The 803-nt window shown below is 69.6% G+C and carries 1 protein-coding gene; it reads right to left on the bottom strand.

The features are described from left to right. Positions 1 to 803: hypothetical protein (locus HUK84_RS20855; protein WP_176641885.1), on the bottom strand; the 803-nt coding region annotated here is incomplete at both ends.

Below are 803 nucleotides of genomic sequence, written 5' to 3'. Positions count from 1 at the left end.
CGGGCCAGGTCGGGCGCGCCGCTGACCAGGTCGCCGTGGAAGCCGCGCCGCAGCATGGTCGTCCAGCCATTCATCCAGTCGTCGGCCTCATGCACGAAACGCGCGGCCCCCGGGTTCTGCGGCAGGGATTGCTTCATCCACTGGTCGGGCGGGGCCGGCAGGGTCATGGTGCCCTTGCGGGCGGGGCTTAGCAGGATGGTCACGTTCTCGATGTTCGCGCCGTGGTCGGCCGCCAGTTCGGCATAGTTCCAGGTGGCGACCAGCATGACATAGGGGATCGGAAAGCCCAGCACGTGCAGCCGGTTGAACGCGGTCTGGATGTCCACGCTGTCGCTCAGCGGCTGGCCCGCGATCTGGACATGGGCGGTAAACCAGCATTCCATGACCTTGGGATCGGTGGTGACCAGCTTCGACAGATAGTTCCGGTCGTCGTGGCAGCCATTGTTCATCGCCTCGACCGTCGATGGCGACAGCGACTGGGTGCTGCCGCGCGCGATCACCACCCCGGTCACGATTCCGCCTTCGGCCCGGACCAGCACATTGCTGATCAGTTCGCCATGCGGGCCGCTCTGCGTCGTCAGCACCGGGTGCCAGGTGCCGGCCGGCAGCGGCAGAAGGCGCCCGGCAAAGGGAATCGCCCCGGACATGTCCGAGGTGATCGGCGGGGCCGCGACCTGCGTCCCGCCCGGCCCCTGGTTCGGACCTCCCTGGTTGGGGCCCCCCTGGTTCGCACCTTGGGGCGGCGCGCCGGCATCGGCCTGCGCGCCGCCGTCGTCATCCGGTGCCCCGGCGCCCTGGGCGGC

It is taken from the genome of Nguyenibacter vanlangensis (assembly GCF_013376155.1).
Classification (GTDB): Bacteria; Pseudomonadota; Alphaproteobacteria; order Acetobacterales; family Acetobacteraceae; genus Gluconacetobacter; species Gluconacetobacter vanlangensis.
The sequence above is the reverse complement of the archived record's forward strand: the minus strand, read 5'-3'. Positions and strand labels throughout refer to the sequence as shown.